18 protein-coding genes are annotated in these 17,849 nt (G+C 71.1%); 13 read left to right on the top strand and 5 right to left on the bottom strand.

Features of this window, described 5'->3' with window-relative positions:
• Positions 1-20: 20 nt before the first annotated feature.
• Both ABD808_RS07870 and ABD808_RS07865 read right to left on the bottom strand, forming a co-directional pair.
• Positions 21-839 (bottom strand): hypothetical protein, encoded by an 819-nt coding sequence (locus ABD808_RS07870; protein ID WP_344892079.1) that lies wholly within the window; start codon positions 837-839, stop codon positions 21-23.
• 17 nt (positions 840-856) lie between these two features.
• Positions 857-1,567: a response regulator transcription factor gene (locus tag ABD808_RS07865; protein WP_344892076.1), complete on the bottom strand. Its 711-nt coding sequence runs from the start codon at positions 1,565-1,567 to the stop codon at positions 857-859.
• A 697-nt stretch (positions 1,568-2,264) separates the two neighbouring features.
• On the opposite strand from ABD808_RS07865, the gene ABD808_RS07860 reads away from it, so the two are divergent.
• From ABD808_RS07860 to ABD808_RS07850, 3 genes are all read left to right on the top strand, one after another.
• Positions 2,265-2,744 (top strand): XRE family transcriptional regulator, encoded by a 480-nt coding sequence (locus tag ABD808_RS07860; RefSeq protein WP_344892073.1) that lies wholly within the window; start codon positions 2,265-2,267, stop codon positions 2,742-2,744.
• Between the two features lie 189 nt (positions 2,745-2,933).
• On the top strand, positions 2,934-3,419 hold the full coding sequence (locus ABD808_RS07855) for a hypothetical protein (RefSeq protein ID WP_344892070.1): 486 nt from the start codon (positions 2,934-2,936) through the stop codon (positions 3,417-3,419).
• A gap of 90 nt (positions 3,420-3,509) precedes the next feature.
• Positions 3,510-4,757 carry an MAB_1171c family putative transporter gene (locus ABD808_RS07850; RefSeq protein ID WP_344892067.1) on the top strand — a complete coding sequence of 416 codons (1,248 nt, stop codon included), beginning with the start codon at positions 3,510-3,512 and terminating at the stop codon, positions 4,755-4,757.
• Here ABD808_RS07850 and ABD808_RS07845 read toward each other — a convergent pair.
• Both ABD808_RS07845 and ABD808_RS07840 read right to left on the bottom strand, forming a co-directional pair.
• A complete protein-coding gene (locus ABD808_RS07845; RefSeq protein WP_344892901.1) occupies positions 4,707-5,132 on the bottom strand; it encodes a VOC family protein in 426 nt (141 codons plus the stop codon). The genes ABD808_RS07850 and ABD808_RS07845 overlap by 51 nt on opposite strands.
• A 72-nt stretch (positions 5,133-5,204) precedes the next feature.
• A complete protein-coding gene (locus ABD808_RS07840) occupies positions 5,205-5,429 on the bottom strand; it encodes a hypothetical protein (protein ID WP_344892064.1) in 225 nt (74 codons plus the stop codon).
• Positions 5,430-5,719: 290 nt separating this feature from the next.
• Between ABD808_RS07840 and ABD808_RS07835 the strand changes: the two genes are divergently transcribed.
• From ABD808_RS07835 to ABD808_RS07800, 8 genes are all read left to right on the top strand, one after another.
• Positions 5,720-6,202, top strand: a complete 483-nt coding sequence (locus ABD808_RS07835; protein WP_344892061.1) for a carbohydrate-binding protein — start codon at positions 5,720-5,722, stop codon at positions 6,200-6,202.
• A gap of 132 nt (positions 6,203-6,334) precedes the next feature.
• Entirely contained in the window at positions 6,335-7,084 is a 750-nt protein-coding gene (locus ABD808_RS07830) for an SDR family oxidoreductase (RefSeq protein WP_344892058.1), read from the top strand.
• Positions 7,085-7,127: 43 nt separating this feature from the next.
• Positions 7,128-7,328 (top strand): hypothetical protein, encoded by a 201-nt coding sequence (locus ABD808_RS07825; RefSeq protein WP_344892055.1) that lies wholly within the window; start codon positions 7,128-7,130, stop codon positions 7,326-7,328.
• 12 nt (positions 7,329-7,340) lie between these two features.
• On the top strand, positions 7,341-8,303 hold the full coding sequence (locus ABD808_RS07820; protein ID WP_344892052.1) for an alpha/beta hydrolase: 963 nt from the start codon (positions 7,341-7,343) through the stop codon (positions 8,301-8,303).
• Positions 8,300-9,025, top strand: a complete 726-nt coding sequence (locus ABD808_RS07815) for an alpha/beta fold hydrolase (RefSeq protein ID WP_344892049.1) — start codon at positions 8,300-8,302, stop codon at positions 9,023-9,025. The genes ABD808_RS07820 and ABD808_RS07815 overlap by 4 nt, the downstream gene beginning before the upstream one ends.
• A 114-nt stretch (positions 9,026-9,139) precedes the next feature.
• A complete protein-coding gene (locus tag ABD808_RS07810; protein ID WP_344892046.1) occupies positions 9,140-9,733 on the top strand; it encodes a class I SAM-dependent methyltransferase in 594 nt (197 codons plus the stop codon).
• Entirely contained in the window at positions 9,720-10,352 is a 633-nt protein-coding gene (locus ABD808_RS07805; RefSeq protein ID WP_344892043.1) for a phosphatase PAP2 family protein, read from the top strand. Before ABD808_RS07810 ends, ABD808_RS07805 begins: the two co-directional genes overlap by 14 nt.
• Before the next feature lie 123 nt (positions 10,353-10,475).
• On the top strand, positions 10,476-12,464 hold the full coding sequence (locus ABD808_RS07800; protein ID WP_344892040.1) for an NACHT domain-containing protein: 1,989 nt from the start codon (positions 10,476-10,478) through the stop codon (positions 12,462-12,464).
• A gap of 118 nt (positions 12,465-12,582) precedes the next feature.
• On the opposite strand, the gene ABD808_RS07795 is transcribed toward ABD808_RS07800, so the two are convergent.
• The gene (locus ABD808_RS07795) at positions 12,583-13,740 is read right to left on the bottom strand and encodes an FxsB family cyclophane-forming radical SAM/SPASM peptide maturase (protein ID WP_344892037.1); all 1,158 of its coding nucleotides are present in this window, start codon (positions 13,738-13,740) and stop codon (positions 12,583-12,585) included.
• A gap of 137 nt (positions 13,741-13,877) precedes the next feature.
• Between ABD808_RS07795 and ABD808_RS07790 the strand changes: the two genes are divergently transcribed.
• Together ABD808_RS07790 and fxsT are read left to right on the top strand one after the other, a co-directional pair.
• On the top strand, positions 13,878-14,072 hold the full coding sequence (locus ABD808_RS07790) for a hypothetical protein (protein ID WP_344892034.1): 195 nt from the start codon (positions 13,878-13,880) through the stop codon (positions 14,070-14,072).
• A complete protein-coding gene (fxsT, locus tag ABD808_RS07785; protein WP_344892031.1) occupies positions 14,069-17,836 on the top strand; it encodes an FxSxx-COOH system tetratricopeptide repeat protein in 3,768 nt (1,255 codons plus the stop codon). The genes ABD808_RS07790 and fxsT overlap by 4 nt, the downstream gene beginning before the upstream one ends.
• Positions 17,837-17,849 lie beyond the last annotated feature (13 nt).

The following is a 17,849-nucleotide window of genomic DNA, read 5'->3' as shown; positions in this document are numbered from 1 at the left end:
AGGCGGATGTCAGGGACTCGTCAAATCCGCGGCCGGTCGCCTTTCTCGGCGCGGCGGGCGAAGCAGGCGTGGACGTCGCTCTCGGCGTAGTAGGTGCGGCCCGCCCGGGTGACGCGGCGCCACTTCTGCTCGCTCGCCAGCCGGTAGACGGTGCCGGACGGCGTCCGCCACAGCCGGGAGATGTCCGCCGCGGTGAGCCAGCGTTCGGGGGCGGCGGGCTCCATCTCGCGGCGGAGGCCCGTCCACTGGGGGCCGTCCCACGCGTGCGCGGGGTCGGCGTCGCACCGCACGCGCGTGCCGTGGCCGGGCCGGATGGCCGCGGTCAGCTCGCCGCCGCAGCCGGGGGCCGCGCAGGGGCCGACGACGATGCGCCGGACCGGTTCGCGGTGCGCGGTCCGGCGGGCGGACCGCGCCACCCGGGCGATCTCGGCCGTCAGCTCGCCCGCGGCGGGATGCGCGGCCAGCCAGTCGACATGGTCCAGCAGGAAGCGGGCGAGGAGCGCGACGTCCCGGCGCGGGGCGGGCAGCCGCCGCTGCTGCGCGACGAGCCCGCTCCAGGACGCCAGCACGGCCAGGATCTCGGCGCGCGCCTCGACCGCCGCCGTGTTCAGGGCGAGGCCGGGCAGCGGGCCGCCGCTGGTCTTCTCCCGCAGCCCGGCCGCCGCCCCCACCTCCAGCGCCGAACCGCAGCCGCGGTAGAGGGCGGGCAGCGTCCCGAGCAGGCCGGTCAGGGTGTCGAGGCAGGGACGGCACAGCCGCCGCCGCTGCCCCGTCCCGGTCAGGCGCCGCCCGCAGCCGTCGCCCTCGCACAGCCGCGCGTCCCCGCTCGATCGTTCCATTTTCAACCGTTCCATTTTCAACCGTGCCCCAGCCGGAAGCCGACGCCCCGGACGGTCAGGATCCACTCGCTGGCGCCGAGCTTGCCGCGCAGGCTGCTGACGTGGGTGTCGATCGTGCGCCGGGAGCACGAGTCGCCCCACACCTGCGCGATGATCTGCTTGCGGGTGATGACGGTGCCGGGCCGGGAGGCCAGCAGGTAGAGCAGGTCGAACTCCTTGCGGGTCAGCTCGACGGTCGCGCCGTCCACGGTGACCTGGCGGGCCGCCGAGTCGATGCGGAGCCGCCCGTTCGCTAAGTCGCCGGAGACGGGCCGGGGCTTCGCCCGGCGCATCACCGCGTCGATGCGGGCCACCAGCTCGCGGAACCCGTAGGGCTTGACGAGGTAGTCGTCCGCGCCCGCCTGGAGGCCGAGGACCCGGTCGAGTTCGCTGCCGAGGGCGGTGACCGCGATCACCGGGACGTCGCCCGCGGCCCGGATGCTGCGACAGACCTCCAGGCCGTCAAGGTCGGGAAGTTCGAGATCGAGGAGGACGAGGTCGGCGTCGCCGAACAGCCGGAGCGCATCGGCGCCCGTGCGCACGCTGTCGACCTGGTGGCTGTGCCGGCTCAGGCCCCGCACCAGGGTCGCGGCCTCGCCGACGTGGTTCTCCACGACGAGGATCCGCAGCCCGTCAGCCTTTCCTCGGTGCGCGGGCAGGGCGTGGGCCGCGTCAGGGAGCACTGTCATCGCGGTGGGATTCCTTCCGGCTTGGGCGTTGAATCTGGTCTGCTGGCACGACGGGGAGACGAGTTGAAATGTCAATGACATTGGAGGGGATCGCAGGCGCCATGACCCGACGGAATGCGACGCGTCTCCCCGTCTCCGGGCATGAGAAGGCCCCGTGCACGCGTCATCAGGACGCGCCACAGCAGAAACAGCCCGCAGCGAAGTGAACACGGCGCCCCCCGATCGCACCGTAGACGTTCAGTAATTGCTAGCTGGACGAAGCCAGTTCGGCCCGGAGAGGCGGCTCGACCACGAACTCGGCGAGCGTCCCGGCGACACCGGGCCTTGGCGGCTCGTTCAGTGACCCGTCATTCCCGTGGGATTCGCTGGTCGATCCAGTGAACATTGGTCACACCTGGACGGTCGAGCTGAGACAACAGCGAACACCGCATGCTTCACCGGCTCCCCTCATCAACACGTGCCGAGTGGCCGGGCCCGCCGCCCGGCCCTGGACGTCCACCACGTCCCACGACTCCCCCGAACCCCGTCTGCTGACGCCGAATCGTCACATAGAGGTGAGATTACAGCGTTTGATATCACATAAAAGTGATTGTTATCCTAAGGAGGATCTTGAGGTGGTGTCAACCAGGTCACTTCCGGTCAACGGTTGAAGCGGGGTGATTCAGGGTGTCGATCCGACAGCGGAAGGGAGTATCGGGTGGCAGGGAGCGGTTCGCCCGACAACGAGACCAGAGCCGAATCGTCCGAGCTCTCGCTTGCCGAGAAGATCGGCTTCTTGTTCCGCACCGTGCATCCGGCCGGACGCGGCCCCTACTCCTTGCAGGAGGCGGCCGACGGGATCACCGGTCTCACCGGTGAGAAGGTGTCCCACAACACGTTGTGGCGACTGCGCACCGGCAAGAACAACAACCCCACCAAACGCGTCCTGGAGGGGCTGGCCGCCTTCTTCGAGGTTAACCCCGCCTACTTCTTCGACGACGAGGCGTCCAAGGTCATCGAGAACCAGGTCGAACTCCTCGCCATGCTCCGCGACACGGGGGTGCGGGGCGCCCAGATGCGAGCCTTCTTCGACTTGTCACCCGGTGCCCAGAGCATGATCAGTGACCTGATCGAGGCGACCGCGCGGCTGGAGCGGCAACGCCGTCAACAGCCGGACAATCCCATGGCCGCCGAATAGGGCGGATGCGGCGGGCGGGACGGTTGTGGCAAGATTAGCTGGCTGGGAATCGACTTCTATCGCCTAGAATGGTCAGCGGCCTGGCAAGGGCGGGGTGCCCCCAGGGCCACGGGGATTCAATGGGGGAGCGGTAGCATGCTGACACGTGCTCTGCGGCGACGATGTCGCGCTTTAGTCGATGCTCTGGACGTGCCGGTCCCCTGGGATCTGGAAGAGTTCTGTGCCCGCGTCGCCGAACACACCGGACGGGTGCTCACGGTGATGCCGCCGATCCCCGCCGTTCCCGGCGGGCCCTGCGGTCTGTACATCCCCACCGACGGCGCCGACTACGTCTTCGCCGTCGGTGGAACGAGCCGTTACCACCGCGAACATGTGCTCCTGCACGAGGTCGGCCATCTGCTGTGCGGGCACAAAGGTGGCGCGCTCCAAGCGACCGACCTCGCCGAATATCTGGTTCCTGGGCTGGACGCTGGCATGGTCAAGTCGATGCTGGGCCGAACCGCCTACAACGACGTCCAGGAACAGCAGGCCGAATACTTCGCCACGCTCGTCATGTTGCGCGCGGCGTGCCGGGACGGCGCCTGGCACGGAAACCCTGGAGTCTCCACCGATCCCGAGATCGCGAAGGTTTTGACGAGGCTTCAGGGTAATTGGGGCAACGGCCGCGCGATATGAACCTCGGGTGGGTGATGTCTCACCGGACATTTCCATCAGGCGGCCCACTCTCCCCAGGGGTGACATATTAACGTCGTCTTATTCAGCGTCGTGTTCACCGCCTTCGTCTCAGCCGCCTGCAAGGGCCGGGATCTGCGACGGGGATCATCGCAACCGGGGCTGGGCGCGTTATGCCTGTTGCTGACGACGCTGGGTCTCGCGTTCGCCCTGCTGTCCGACACCGCGCAGGATTTGGAGAACACGCTCTACCCGAATCTCGGCCGACTGCTGTCGAATATCTGCGCGCTGCTGGCCGCCCTGGGCATCGTGTCGCAGCGGCTCAGCGTCAGCCATTCCCCCGAGGTCGCGAGAGCCAAGATCCGCAGACGGGTCGTGTTGTTCTCCGTCAGCATTGTCACGATGACGGTCCTGTTCCTCAGCAGCCCCCTGCCGGTCACGGTCGGCGAGTTCGCCAACCGCTATCCCGAGCGTCCCGCACTGGTCGGCTACAGCCTCATCTTCGTGGCGGGATTCGGCTCCGCGATGATCGACCTACTGATTCTGTCGGCGCGATTCGCCTGCCATGCCACTCGTCCCGCACTGCGGCTCGGGTTACGGACGGTGGGCGTCGGCGCGGCGATCGAACTGGCCTCTCTCGCGGAGGGGACGGTGTTCATCATTTCCCAGGCGGCGGGCCTGCCCTCGCCCACCCCCGGCCATGACGAGCCCTGCACGTCGGTGTTCACGCCCGCGGGTTGTGCGTTCGCGATCGGATTTCCCTCACTGGCCGCACTGCTGATCATCGTCGGGATGAGCCTGCCCGCATGGGGCCCGGCGCTCGCCGCACCCGTGCGCTGGGCCCGGGACCTGCGCCTCCTGCGGCGGCTCTACCCCCTCTGGGACGCCCTGCACGAAGTGTTCCCGCACATCGCGTTGCCCGCGTCACCGTCCGCCTGGCCGCGCTACCGGCTCCAGCGACGAGTCATCGAGGTCCACGACGGGCTCCTGGCGCTACGCCCCTACTACAGTTCGGACGCCCGTGACGCGGCCCGGCGCCTGGCGGACGAGGTCGGCGGCGGCAAGGCCGAGGCCACCGTCGAGGCCGCCGTCATCTCCGGCGCCCTCCACGCGCGCACGACGGCCGTCGGCGAGCCCCCGCCGCCCCCCGACCAGGACGAGGCCCGCCAGGAGACCGACCTGATCAGCGACGCGACCTGGCTGGCCCAGGTCGCCGAAGCCTTCGTCACCTTCCAGACCGAACGACCCCTGGCCCGACCGGACGACGAGGCCCGGCATCAAGGCCGTGTCTCACCCGGTCTGTTCGGCCAGGCCGACGATGATGCCCGAGGGGCCGCGTAGGTAGCAGAGCAGGTAGACGTTCTCGTAGTTCGCCACCTCGCCGAGGAGTTCGGCGCCGTGGGGGCGCAGCCGGGCGATGCTGTCGTGGATGTCGTCTACGGCGAACATGACGCGATGCAGGCCCACCGTGTTGGGCGGCGGCTGCGGCGGCTCGGCCCCGATCGCCACGGGGGCGTGGTACTTCGTCAGCTCCAGCTTGCTGTGCCCGTCCGGGGTCCGCATCATCGCGATGTCGGTCCGGACCCCGTCCAGCCCGACGGTCTGGTCCGCGAAGGGACCTTCGATCTCCCCCTTCCCCTCCAGCTCCATCCCGAGCTCGGTGAAGAACGCGACGGCGGCGTCCAGATCGTTCACGACGATGGCGACATTGTCCATCCGCTGAATGGCCATGTCCCGATCCTAGGGATCCGCTGGACGAGTGCGCCGGAGTCTAAGGAATCGGGGTGTTCATGAGGGGCGGCGTCGTTCTGTTGTGACGAAGCGGAGGACCGTGTAGGCCATTGTCGCGGCGGCCGCGGTGCAGACGACTGCCTGGCCGATGATTTCGATGGTCGGGTTCCTGCCCGGGGGAAGCAGCAGCACCTGGACGGTGGCGCCGAGCGGGACGACCAGCTTCGCCAGGAGCCCGGCGGAGCCGGGGCGGGGGGTACCAGTGGACGGGCCCGGTGCCACCGTCGGCTCGACCGCCGATTAACGATCATGGCCCTTTTCTACTCCATACCGGACGTGGGGGTACCTCGTTGTTGGTCGGCGCGGGGCCCTGGTTGCCTCGGTAGTCCGGCGCCGTTCATCTGGATGACACGGTTTGCGGACTGTGTCACTATTGTCGGCGCTCGGCAGCTGTCACCGGGGAATCGACTGCGGGCCGCGGGAGTAACGGGAGGTCGGGTGCGCGGGACGGGTGTGCGCGAACGAGTGCGGGTCGGCTGATGGCCCACGCGCGTCCTCCGGTCAAGCCCCCCGTGCGGCGACGGTACGGGGTGCTCGGCGCCGTGCTCACGATCGTGTTCCTGCTGGCGGTGGGGTACGCGGCCGTGGAGTACGCGGATCGGTCGTCCGGAAAGCCGGGCGCGTCTCCCGCCACGGGAACGGCAGGCGCGGGCCCGGAGGGCGGGTCTTCCACACAGAACCCGGGGTCGTCGGACGATCCGGTCGGGGTCGGGCAGAAGAAGTCCGCTTCGCCATCGCAGACGCCGACCACCACCACGCCCACTGCGTCCAGTGCCACGCCTTCGCCTTCGTCGCCGTCCACTACCGGACGCGGCACGCCCAGGACCACGCCGCCCCAGCGGGGGATCGACTCTCCCGCGTGGACGGTCGGCGTCAGGTACCGCGCCGGCGACAGGGTGACCCATGGGGGCGCGGCCTACGTGTGCCGGCAGGGGCACACCTCGCAGGCCGACTGGCCCCCTCAGGACACCCCCACGCTCTGGAGTCCCGCCTGAAAGTGACCCGGCCGGGACGCGCCGTGGCGGCCGTCAATAAATCTTTAGCCGGGGTTGTCACAGGGCGGACCGTTTTGTTGTCTTAGCTGGTGGTTGGGACTGCGACCGGCGTCCCGGGATCAGGAGTCAGTAATGAAGATCGTCGTCATTGGTGGTACCGGCCTGATCGGTTCGAAGCTTGTGGCGAGACTCGGTGAACTGGGTCATGAGGCGGTGCCCGCCGCGCCGAACACCGGCGTCGACACCCTCACCGGCGAGGGGGTCGCCGAGGTGGTGGACGGCGCGTCCGTGGTGATCGACGTGTCCAACTCCCCGTCGTTCGAGGACGCCGCCGTCCTGGAGTTCTTCCGGACGTCCACCGGGAACCTGCTGGCGGCGGAGGAGAAGGCCGGGGTCGGCCACCATGTCGTGCTGTCGGTGGTGGGCGCCGAGCGGCGGCCCGACATCGGCTACTTCCGGGCGAAGAACGCCCAGGAGGCGTTGGTCGAGGAGTCGGGGATCCCGTTCTCGGTCGTCCACGCGACGCAGTTCTTCGAGTTCGCGCACCGGATCGCCGACGAGGCCACCGACGGCGACAAGGTCCGCATGCCGCCGGTCCTTTTCCAGCCGATGGCGGGTGACGAGGTCGCCCAGGCGGTCGGCGCGGCGGCGGTGGGCGCGCCGCTGAACGGGCGGATCGAGATCGCGGGGCCCGAGCGGTTCCGCATGGACGAGTTCTTCCGCACGGCCCTCACGGCCTGGGGCGACCCGCGCGAGGTGGTCAGCGACCCGCACGCGCGGTACTTCGGGGGCGAGATGCAGGAGCGCAATCTCGTGCCGGGCGAGGGCGCGACCTTCGGCAAGATCAAGTACGCCGACTGGCTGGCGTCCGCCACCAGCTGACGCCCGGCCCGATCACGATGCGACGACAGCGGAGGAACGAACCATGAACGCCCCCAGCGACGACTTCGAGGCCGAACTCGAGGCGGAGATCGAAGCGGAAATCGATCTGGTCGTGTCGAGCGAGCCCGAACGGGCCACCGAGACGCCCGCCTCGGAATGGCTGTTCGACCCGGTCGAGGCCGAGCAGGAAGAGGTCGAGTTGCGCGGCCTTCTCGGCGCCGTCGAAGAACTGGAAGGTGACTGAAAGGAGAACACCGTGAGTGCGATAGTCCTGGAGCCGGCGGCGCGGGAGTTCGCCGACGCCACGTCCCAACCGCCGTTCCTGTACGAGATCGGAACCGACAACGCCCGCCAGGTGCTGGACGACGTCCAGTCCACCCCGGTCGACATGCCCGAGGTGACCGAGCGATGGACCATCGTCCCGGCCGAGGTGGGTGACGTCCAGGTCCGGATCGTGAAGCCCGCCGGGGCCACCGGGTCGTTGCCGACCGTCCTGTACATGCACGGCGGCGGGTGGATCCTCGGCAACGCCGGGACCCACGACCGGCTCGTCCGGGAACTGGCCACCGGCGTGGGCGCCGCGATCGTCTTCGTCGAGTACGACCGGTCGCCCGAGGCCCGCTATCCGGTCGCGATCGAGCAGGGCTACGCGGTCGCGCGGTGGATCACCCGGGAGGGGGCGGACGAGGGGCTCGACGCCTCCCGGCTGGCCGTCGCCGGGGACTCGGTCGGCGGCAACATGACCGCCGCGCTGACCATCATGGCCAAGCGGCGCGGAGACGTGCGGTTCGTGCACCAGTCGATGTACTACCCGGTCACCGACGCCGCGCAGGACACCGACAGCTATCACGAGTTCGCCGACGGCCCCTACCTGACCGCCCGGGCCATGGCCTGGTTCTGGGACGCCTACACCATCGACCCCGGCGAACGCGCCGAGGTCACCGCGTCGCCGCTGCGCGCCACGCTGGACGACCTGGCCGGGTTGCCGCCCGCGTTCGTCATCGCGGACGAGAACGACGTGCTGCGCGACGAGGGCGAGGCCTACGCGCGCCGCCTCACCGAGGCGGGGGTGCCCACCACCAGCGTCCGCTATGACGGCACGTTGCACGACTTCATGATGCTCAACCCGCTTCGCGCCACCCGCGCCTCGCGGGCCGCCACCGCGCAGGCCATCGAGGTGCTGAAGGCCGCGCTGCACTCGTCAGGGGGAAGCCGATGACCACGCCGGAACAGCCCGTCATCGTCCTGGTCCACGGAGCGTTCGCCGAGTCGGCGAGTTGGAACCGCGTCATCACGCGCCTGCACCCCGAGGGGCTCCGCGTCGTCGCGGCGGGCAACCCGCTGCGCGGGCTGGTGAGTGACGGCGCCTATGTCCGCGACATCGTCAACAGCGTCGGCGGGCCGGTCGTCCTTGTGGGGCACTCCTACGGCGGCATGGTCGTCACGCAGGCGGCGGCCGGGCATCCGGACGTCCGCGCCCTCGTCTACGTCGGCGCCTTCACCCCGGCGCAGGGGGAGAGTGCGCTGGAACTGTCGGCCAAGTTCGAGGGCAGCACACTCGGGGAGGCGCTGGTCGCCTACCCGGTCGCGTCCGGCGGCGACGAGGTGCGGATCGCGGACGACAAGTACCACCACCAGTTCTGCGCCGACCTGGACGCCGCCGAGGCCGCGCTGATGGCCGTGACCCAGCGTCCGGTGACGCAGCAGGCGCTCACCGACGGGCTGGACGTCGGCGAGGAGCCCTGGCGCACGAAGCCGTCCTGGTTCGTGTTCGGTGAGCGCGATCTCAACATCCCGGCCGAGGCGGTGCGTTTCATGGCCGAACGCGCCGACGGACGTGTGATCCGCGAGGTGCCCGGCGCGTCGCACGCGATCGCCGCGTCCCAGCCGGACGTCGTCGCCGCCACCATCCTCGACGCCGTGACCGCCACCCTTCATTGACAAACGGAAAAGCGGGAGCCGGTTGCGGTCACGGCGCCCGCTTTGTCGTTGTTCACCCGAGGTGCCGGACGGGACCGACGTTTCCGTTCGTGATTAATTCGGTACCTTGTGTGGATGGGTGATGGAGCGATCCTTTTCCGGGAGTTTCTGCGCTTTCCTTTTCAGGTGGGCGCGGTGCTGCCGAGCTCGGCGTCCCTCGCGGCCGTGGCGGCACGGCCCGTGGCGGACGACGGGGATCCCGTCGTCGTCGAACTCGGACCCGGGACGGGGCCCATCACCCAGGCCGTCCAGAACCGGCTCGGTAAGCGCGGGCGGCACGTCGCGGTCGAGGTCAACCCACGGCTGGCCGGGCTGCTGGAGCGACGCTGGCCGGACGTGACGGTCGTGCGCGGCAACGCGGTTCGCCTGCCGGAGATCCTCGCCTCGCTGGAGCTGACCGCCGACGTGGTCATCAGCTCCCTCCCGTGGGCGTCGTTCGGCCACGACTTGCAGGAACGGTTGCTCGCCTCAACCTTGGCCTCGCTTGGTGACGACGGCGTGTTCACCGCGTTCGCCTACGTCCACGCCAAGCCGCTGCCACCGGCGGTGCGGTTCCGGCGGCGCCTCGACGACCTGTTCGAGGAGGTCGAGGTCAGCCGCGTCGTGTGGTGGAACGCTCCGCCCGCGGTCGTGTACATCTGTCGCGGACCGCGACGTGACCATCGCTGAGCATGTGACCGGCGGCGGCGTCCATCGGCAGAGCGGCCGCGACATCACGCTGATGCTGGGGCTCGCGGCGGCCGTCGGCGCGCTCTACCTGCTCTACCACCCGCTGAACCAGGGTCCGGCGCGCATCGACCTGAAGACTCCGCCGGACGAGCACATCCCCCTGGTCACGCCGTTCGTCGTGCCCTACGTGTCGGTGCTGCTCCTCGGCCCGCTGACGCTCACGACGCTGCTCGTCGTGGACGCCCGCCTCGCCAAGTCCGCTCTGATCGCGGTCGTGCTCACGCTGGTAATCGCGTATGTCTTCTACTGCTTCGCCCAGACACATGTGCCGCGTCCGGTGGTCACCGGTGGTGACGTCTTCTCGCGGGCGTTGCGCGGTGTGTACGGCAACGACGAGCCCTACAACTGCTTTCCGAGCCTGCACAACGCGTTATCCGTCATCATCGCCGTGCACTGGTTGCGTCTCACCCCTCGGTTTGGTCGTTATGTCGCGGTGTGGTGTGGGCTGATCATGGCGTCGACGTTGCTCGTCCACCAGCACTACGTGGCCGACCTGGCGGGCGGGGCGGCGGTCGCGGTCGTTTCCTGCGGTGTCGGACTGCGCCTGAGCCGCGCCTGACCTGAAGTGGCCACGCGGGTGCGACCGCCGGGCCGTCGCGGCACTCTGGGGGCAAGTGAACACGCACAGTGACTGACTGGTGGCGCCAGCGTGAGACGTCCCTCCTTTCTTGGTAGCGGCCTCATGGCCGTTCTGGTGATCCTCGTGATCATCGTCCTCCCGCTCTTCCACGAGGCGGGCGGCGGGTTGCTCCCCGAAGACTCCATCCGGCGTCACCGCGTCTGGTTCTGGGCGTTGTTCGGCCTGGTCAGCGGCTTGGCCATGCTGCTGTACTGGCTGGAGCGGCACTGCGCCGGGCCCGAGAACCCGCCGCCCGGCGAAGGCCCGCTGGACCGCGCGCTCGGCCGCCTGTCCCGGACGGTCGACGACTACTGGCGCAGGGAGGCCGCCCGGCGCGGCATCGGCGACCACGACCTGCCCCTGCCGCTGCGCTGGAGCGTTCGGTCGCCCGGCGGGACGTCCGAACGGTTATCGGGCACGGGCACCATCACCGAGTCGATCGTCGCGGCGTACCGCGGCTCGACGGGCCGGATGGTGATCCTCGGCGAGCCCGGAAGCGGCAAGTCCGCGCTCGCGATGATCCTGACCCGGGGGCTGGTGAAGGCCGACGACACCGAGGAGCCCGTGCCGGTCCTGGTGTCGGTCTCGGGATGGGATCCGGCCGAGCAGGAGTTGGAGACCTGGATCGCCGACCGGATCGCCGACGACCACTCCTACCTGCGTTCGACGAGCGTCTACGGCAAGCAGGCCCCGGCCCGGCTGCTGGCGCTCGGAAAGATCATCCCGGTACTGGACGGGCTGGACGAGCTGCTGCCCGGCCCGCGGACGCTCGCGATCCGGTGCGTCGGCCGCTCGACCTTCGACTCGTTCGTCCTGACCTGCCGGTCGGCCGACTACGCCGACGCCGCCCGCACCGGCGGCGCGCTGGTCCGCAACGCCACCGAGGTCCTGCTCGAACCGCTGCGCGCCGACGACGTCACCACCCCGTTCTTCCACGACTACGAGACCGGGCAGCGGCGGCGCTGGCTGCCGGTCCTCGACCGGCTGCACGCGGGCGACGACGCGGCGCTGACCGAGGCGTTCGACACGCCGCTGATCGTGTCGGTCGCCCGCGACATCTACCAGAACCCGCCCAACGACCCGGTGGAGCTGCTCGACCAGCACCGGTTCCCGACCGCCGAGGCGATCCGCGCGCACGTCCTGCGGTCGCTGGTCCCGACCGCATTTCCCGTCGACCTGTCGCGCGAGGCGCTGCGACGTCCCGACGCCTGGGACGGCCGCCACGCCGAGCGCTGGCTGCGGTACCTGGCGCGCGGCCTGGAGGAACGGCAGCTCGTCGACATCCGGTGGTGGGAGCTGCCGCTCCTCGCGCGCCGCTCCGAACGGATCCTCGCGTGCGTCGCGGGCGCGGTGATCTCCGGCCTGCCGGTCGGCCTCGGCGTCGGGGCGATCTTCAGCCCGGGGTGGGGGCTGGCGGCGGGGCTGGTGTGCGCGGTGCTGCTCGGCGCGTGCAGCGCGGGGACGCTGCCGCCGCCGTCGGAGTTGCAGTTCCGGGTGCGGCTGAGCTGGGCGCCGTGGCTGAGCGGGCTGGCGACCGCGGGCGTCGGCGGCGCCGCCGGGTGGGTGATCGACGGCAGCCTCGGGTTCGGCACCCTCGCGGCGCTCGGGATCGGGATGCCGGTCGGCCTCGGCTACGGGTTCGCGCAGCCCGCCACGACCGTCCGGCCGACCAGCCCGCGCCGGATGCTGCGGCAGGACAAACAGGTCGCGCTCGTGTTCGGTCTGCTCTACGCGGTCACCACCGGCGCCGTCACCGGCGTCACCGTCGGCCCGCTGTTCGGCGTCGTGTTCGGGGCCGGGTGCGGGCTGGCCGGGGGCCTGCTGTACGGGCCGATCTGGCTGCTGGCGTTCCAGACCGAGAAGGTCGGCGTCATCGCGTGGCTGCACTATGTGCTGATCCGGCTGCTCCTCGTTCCCCGGGGGCGGATGCCGCGCCGCACGATGGCCTTCCTGGAGACCGCCCACCAGCGCGGTGTGCTCCGGCAGGTCGGGACGATCTACCAGTTCCGCCACTCCGACCTCCAGGCGAGCATCGCCGCCGGAGGCAACTGAAATTGTGATCGGCGCCGGTCGGCCGCGACCGGCACCACGATTCGTTTCACTGTGGAACTATTCTTGGCCGTTCCAAAAACCGTCCACACCGCCTCGGGCCGGCTTTCGGTGGACGGTCCTAGCGTTTTACGGAGAGGGCCGAGACGAGAGTCAACCGTATGTGCTGGAACAGCTGATCGAGATCGGCGCAGAACACCGAACGGTGGTCGAAGCCGGAGCCCTCGCGGTACCGGTGGGGAAACAGGCCTCCGCCGCACGTCCGCGCCCAGCGGCAGGGAACGCATTCGCTCGGGATTCCGTGGACCCCGCGCTGCCGCGCCACGGTGAGCGGATGCCGTAGTGCCGCGTCGAAGTCGTCATGGAAGACGTCCAGACCGAGGTCGGCCGCGTTCTCGTACGCGACGGCGAGAATGTCGGACTGCTCGATGGCGCCGTCGGTCTCCACCACCACGGTCGCGGCCGGGGTCGTCCCGACGCCCTCGACGGCCGACTCGCCGCCCAGCAGGACGTTGACGATCTCCTCGAACAGCCGGATCCGGGTGCGGCGGACGGGCGCGCCGAACCACTCGTCGAACACGGGGATCAGCCACCGCGCGTACGCGCCCGGCGGGCCGGGCGGCGGCGCCGACCAGGTGGCGTGGGGGAGCAGCAGGTCGATCGCCGGGGGGTCGAACTCCAGCAGCGCGGCGTAGGCGTCCAGCGGGTCCTGATCCAGGTCGATGACGCAGAGCAGCCCGCCGAACAGGTGCCGGAACTCCGGCGCGGTGAGCTGCGCGAGGCCCCGCGCGACCCGGTGGTGGCTGCCGCCGCGCGGGCCCGGACGCGCCCGGTCGTGGGCTTGCGCGTCGCCGTCCAGGCTCACCCCGACCCGGATGCCGAGGTCGTCGAACAGCCGCAGGAAGTCGCCGTTCAGCAGGGTCCCGTTGGTCTGGAGCGAGAAGCGGGTCTCGGCCGCGTCGCCCACCTGGTCGCGGACGGCGCGGACCACGTACCGCAGCCGGTCGGGACCGGCGAGGAGCGGCTCGCCGCCGTGCAGCACGACCGAGACGTCCCGCTGCCCGTGGGCGCGCGCGTGCTCGCCGATCCGGGCCGCCGCCGCGTCGGCGACGCGGGCGGTCATCACGGGTGGACGGCGCCGCCAGCGCTGGTCGGCCATCGTGTACAGATAGCAGTAGCGGCAGGACAGATTACAGCGGCTGTGGACCTTGAGTATGAACTGCTGAAAGGGAGTCGCCGCCGGTTCCGGCCGGTGTCGGCCAATATGACGGTCGATCATGAACCGAGTCTAGTCGGGCCGGGTGAATCGGTTAGTGTCCCGTGACACTACTTCGCGTCCAATTCCGCGGGAAGATGCCAGAAAAGGACGCGCAGTGCCTACGATGGTGACCAGGTCTGGACACGGGTGGTGAAGACATGGCGGAACCCGCGCGACGGGCACTGGTCGACCTCTCCGAAGCCGACCTGGCGGCATTGAATCCCGCGAGGGGATCCGTTCTGGAACACGCGCTGGAGCGGGTGCGCCGCGAACGGGACCGGGACATCTCCGAATACGCCAGCTTTATCAACACGACGGATCTGCCGCGGCGGGGACGGGACGAGGACGAATGAGCACGCGGTCGACGTCCCGGCATTCCGAATGCGTCGCGTTCCTCGCCGGGAGCACCGGGCTCGGCCGGACGGCCGTCGTGGCGAACCTCGCGCTGATCCTCGCGGGCGCCCGCAGGAGCGTCCTCATCGTCGACTGGAGCGGTGGGCCGTTCGACGCCAACGAGTACTTCACCCGGTTCGGCGTCGGGCCGTCCGCCGAGACCACCACGCTCGCCCAACGGTTCGACGCCCTGACCGACGGCCGGGGGAGCTGGCGGGCCGCGCGGTTCCAGCCGCCCGGCGACATCGGCCCGATCGACCTGGTCATCCCGCGGGTCCGCGACGACGAGCCGCTCCCCGGGGTGCCGCGACGCGAACCCCTCGACGACGTCGTCGCCCGGCTGCGTGCCGCCCTGGACGGGTCCGGCTACGACTACGTGCTCATGGACGCGCCCACCGCCCCGTCCGACGAGACCCTCGGCCTCATCGCGCGCGGCGCCGACCAGGCGGTGGTCCTCTTCGAGCCGAGCCGGGTGTCGGTCGCGAAGGCCGTGGGGATCGCCGAGACCATCGCGCCCGGCTCGGTCGCGAGCATCCGGGTGCTGCCGCTGGAGGTGCGGGGCGGGGCCCGCGCGGAACGCGGCCGCCTCCCCGAGGATCTCGTCGCCCAGCTGTTCGACGACTTCCTCCTGGACGGCGACGAGCCGATCCTGCGGGTGCCGTTCGTCGAGGAGCACGTCGACCGGCGGCTCCTCGTCGCGCTCGCCTTCGAGCCCGACTCGGCACCGGCCGCCGGTTACGCGCGGATCGCCGCCGAGGTGACCCGCGGCGAGGTGACCGGCCCGCCCGAGCTCACCGCCGAGCTGCGCGGCAACTACCGTGCCGCCCTCGGCCTCGACGAGCCCCGCGACACCGAGCGGGTCACGATCGTGCACTGCTGGCCGGACCGCCGGTATGCCGACTGGGTCCGGGCGCGGCTGCTGGAGGCGGGTGCGGACGGCGTCCTCGCCCGTCCCGGCGCGATGCCCGAAGGCCGCGCCGTCTGGATCGTGTCGCCGGGGCTCCTCGCCGCGCTGCCGGACGGCCTGCCCGACCGCGACGGCGACCTCGCCTGCCTGGTCGGCGGCGTGGGGGAGGAGGCCGTCCCGCCGTCGGTGCGGTCGCTGTCGCTGGAGGGCGGCACCGCGGGCCAGGCGGGGCTGCGGCTCCTCGGCAGGCTGGCGCTGGTCACCGAGCGGCGCAGGCCGCCGACCGGGACGTTCCGCCCCCGCTTCCCGGGCGAGGAGCGGCTCGGCCCGCCGGTCACCAACGTCACGGTCCCGCGCGGGCGCCCCTTCGCGGGCCGCGTCGACGACCTGGCCCGGCTCCGCGACCGGCTGCTCGCCGACACCGACGGCTGCGAGCCGTACCTGCTGGAGGGCCCGCCGGGCATCGGCAAGACCGAGACCGTCCTTGAGTACCTGCGCCGCTTCGGCGACGACTACGACCTGATCTGGTGGATCCCGGCCCGCACCCCCGACCTGGCCAGGGTCGCGCTGGCGGAGCTGGCGGGCGAGCTGACCGACGCGTCGGGCGGTGACCGCGCGGTCGCCGCCGTCGCCAGGCTGCGCACCCACGCCGAACGCTGGCTGCTGGTCTACGACGACGTCGACGACCTCGCCGCACTGAAGGACCTGATCCCCGCCGGTGGCCGCGGCCACGCCCTGGTCACCGCCAGGACAGCTCCAGAGTCGGGCGAGGGGAGGGCCGTCGAACTCGGCTGTAACGTTCCGAACGGGCTGCCGTGCACCCGCGACCGGCTCGCCCCGATCGACACCGCCGACGCCGCCGCGCTGTTCCGCGACCGGGTCAAGGGCCTCACCGCCGAGGACGCCAAGGCCGTCGCGCAGATGCTCGACGGGTTGCCGCTGGCGCTCACCCTCGCGTCCGCCTGGCTGACCGAGACCGCGGCCTGGCTCGCCGCCACGTCGCTCTCCACCGAGCAGGCGGCGGCCTGGGCCGCGTCCGAGTACGGCGCCCGCCTCGGCCGCCATCTCGCCGAGCGGGACATGGACGTCTCCGCCGCCGCCCTTGAGGTAACGCTGCGCACCCTGGAGGACCCCGGCGCCGAACAGCCCATCGCCCGCGTCGCCGTCCGGCTCCTCGAACTGTGCGCGTGGCTCGCCCCGGAGGGCGTCGGCCATCGGTTGCTGACCACGGTCCCGTTCCTGGCCGCGCTCGAAGCGGCGGCGGGCGAGGACGACGGCGCGGTGATCGCCGCCAACAGCATGGTGCTTGACGAGGTGATCCAGACCTGTGCCCGGTTCGGGCTCGGCCAGGCGCTGTGGAAGCGCACGGCGCTGTTCCGCGTGCACCGGTCGGTGCAGGAGCTGCTCCACGGCAGGATGGCCAGTGCCGGGATCGCCGAGACCCGCCGCGCCCAGGTGCTGGAGGCGCTGGGCCGGGCCGCGCCGCCGATGGTGGACGGCGCCGCCAACGCCGACGCCGAACGGTTCGCGGAGTTGCGCAAGCACCTCGGCCCGTCCGGTGCCGCCGACAGCACGTCCCTGTGGTCGCGGCGCTGGCTCGTCAAGCAGTTGCGCTTCCACTACCACACCAGCGACGAGGCGGGCGCGCGCGAGCTGCTCGCCGTCGCCGACCGGGTGCTGAACGGCTGGCCCGAGGACATGCACACCGGGCGGCTGCTCGGGCAGATGGCCAACGTCCGCAGGCTCCTCGGCGACTTCGCGGGGGCGTACCGCGACGGTGAGCGCGCCCTGGCGATCCTGCGTTCGCTGGGCCCGACCGCCGAGTCGTGGACGCTGGACGGGCTGCGCGGCAGGTCCGCCGACCTGCGCGGGCTCGGCCGCTTCGCCGAGTCGCTGGGCGAGATCCAGGGCGTCTACGAGCGGTTCCGGCAGCTGTTCGGCGACGAGCATCGCGAGACGGTCGTCACCAGGATCAACCTGGCCGAGTCGGCGTACCTGATGGGCCAGTACCCGCTGGCGCTGCGGACGGCGAGGGCGGCATGGGACCGGCGCAGGGCCGAGTTCGGCGAGCTCGACTGGATCGCGCTGCGGATCGCCCGCCGCGTCGGCGACTACCAGGGCGCGCTCGGCGACTGGCAGGGCGCGCGGACCCTGCTCGACCGCGCCTACCGCTTCGCCCGGGGCCACGAGTCGCCGAACCGGCTCGCGGAGCTGGAGGCGCTGCGCAGCCTCGCGGTCGCGCAGCGCTGTGCCCGGGGGCTCGACCCGGGCCGCCCGCACGAGCTGATCGCCACGGCGCTGCGCGGGCTGCGCGCCCTGCTCGGCGCCGACCACCCGAGCGTGCTCGCGACCGAGCTGAGCTACGCCGTGGAGCTGGCGATGGGGGACGAGCCGGGACGCGCCGCCGAGCACGCCGAACGGTGCCGCGCCGGGTTCGCGTCCGTCTACGGGGACGGGCACCCGCTCGTCCAGGTCTGCCGGGTCGACCTCGGCGCGTTCCGGCTGGAGGACGGCGCGCCCGACGCGCTGGAGATCCTCCAGGACGCGCGGTCCGCGCTCACCGACTCGCTCGGCGAGCAGCACCCCTGGTCGATCGTGGCGGCGGTGCACGAGGCGCGGGCGCTGGTCGGCGCGGGCCGCTCCGCCGCCGCCGAGGAACTCCTGGAGGTCACGGCGGAGGACGCGGTCGACTTCCAGGGCTCCGAGCATCCGTACAGCGTCGCGGCCGAGGACACGCTCCAGGACGTGCGACAGAAGCGGGGACGCACCCCCGGCCGCCCCCGCGTGCCGGTCTACCTGGACGTGCCGTTCATCTGACGGGGGACGAGGA

Source organism: Actinomadura meridiana (assembly GCF_039537545.1).
GTDB classification, from domain to species: domain Bacteria; phylum Actinomycetota; class Actinomycetes; order Streptosporangiales; family Streptosporangiaceae; genus Spirillospora; species Spirillospora meridiana.
The sequence above is the reverse complement of the archived record's forward strand: the minus strand, read 5'-3'. Positions and strand labels throughout refer to the sequence as shown.